The organism is Heyndrickxia camelliae (assembly GCF_002844575.1).
Lineage (GTDB): Bacteria > Bacillota > Bacilli > Bacillales > Bacillaceae_C > Margalitia > Margalitia camelliae.
This window is the reverse complement of sequence record NZ_PIQO01000060.1, coordinates 1-1,208: the sequence shown is the minus strand read 5'-3', so window position 1 is coordinate 1,208 and position 1,208 is coordinate 1. Positions and strand designations below refer to the sequence as shown.

The window sequence follows — 1,208 nt, the reverse complement described above, 5'->3', positions numbered from 1 at the left end:
TTACATCTTTTTTCGGTAAGCAAGTAAAAATGGGATAGCATTCTGCCGTCCCATTCGGTGTTATATTTATAGGATTTTCATTCATACTAAAGCTTTCATATTCTCCATATGCCTTCGGGTCGCTGCAAGAAAAGGTTAAAGTACATGTTGCCCAATGTGAACCTTCCCTTAATCGCTCAGGAGTGCTTATACCAGCGAAATGACCGTAATAAGTAAAGTCCGACTCATCACTAAAAATCATTGGATACTCTCCGTCTCCAAAAGTCATGCACAAGTCTGTTAGTTGTGCAATCTTTTGAACACGCTCTTGCTCCGATTTAGCTTTAATGGTTATATCGATTTCAAATATTTTTTGGCCATATGAGTTTCCAAGGAAGATTTTCCCTACCATTCCTGGGACATCTTGCGTATTTTCCGTAACTTCTGGAAGAATAGGTCTTTTAATCTGATTAACAATTAAATCAAGATCTTGTCTGGAGTCTACACCACAAAAATTAAAGGTGATTTCGGTCATGTTGATGTAACCCCCTTAAAGAAATTTCTTGTTCTATCTTGCTTGTCTTTTTCTTTTTTATTTGCATCGTAAATTTGCTTAGAACCTATATAAACATTCGAATCCTTTTCTAAAATTGCCGTTAAAAGTTGAATCATTTTGCCTTGTTGGTCAATTTGTTCTTGCATTTTAGTAATCACTAATGAATTATCATTTTGAATTGCGACGGATCCGCTAGGTACTCCTAATATACGTTGAGTCGCAGATAATATTTGCATCGCCCTAGATCGTTTGGCTTTATCCAACGGAATAATCGCTTCCGGTTTGTTTCTTTCTGCGATGTGTGCTAGTTGCGCCTTGGTAACAATACCACCATTTGCATAGCCATGCCCTTCACCGAGTCCAGATAAATTAGAACCATATCGCTTCTTTGCATAATTTAATGCAGCTAACAAATTGTCAAAGCCATTCCATATATTATTGTGACCTGGGAACTTATACGCATTAAAGGTGGAGTCAATAGTTTGCATTAAACCTTTTGAAGGATGCCCAGCTTTAGCATTACTATCCCATAAATTAATCGCCTTTGGATTTCCTCCAGATTCACTTTTGATTTGTCTTAACACTTTATCTACTAAAGAGGAAGATAAACCGTTCATCTCTAACGCTCTAAGAACATAGGGCCGCCATCTTTCCACACCGGAACCGCCTGGAT

2 protein-coding genes are annotated in these 1,208 nt (G+C 37.7%); both read right to left on the bottom strand.

What is annotated here, in order from left to right:
* Positions 1–514 (bottom strand): distal tail protein Dit (locus CWO92_RS24870; protein ID WP_207767835.1); only part of this gene is annotated, 514 nt, incomplete at its 3' end.
* Positions 511–1,208: lytic transglycosylase domain-containing protein (locus CWO92_RS24865; protein ID WP_165786798.1), on the bottom strand; the 698-nt coding region annotated here is incomplete at its 5' end. The genes CWO92_RS24865 and CWO92_RS24870, both read right to left, overlap by 4 nt.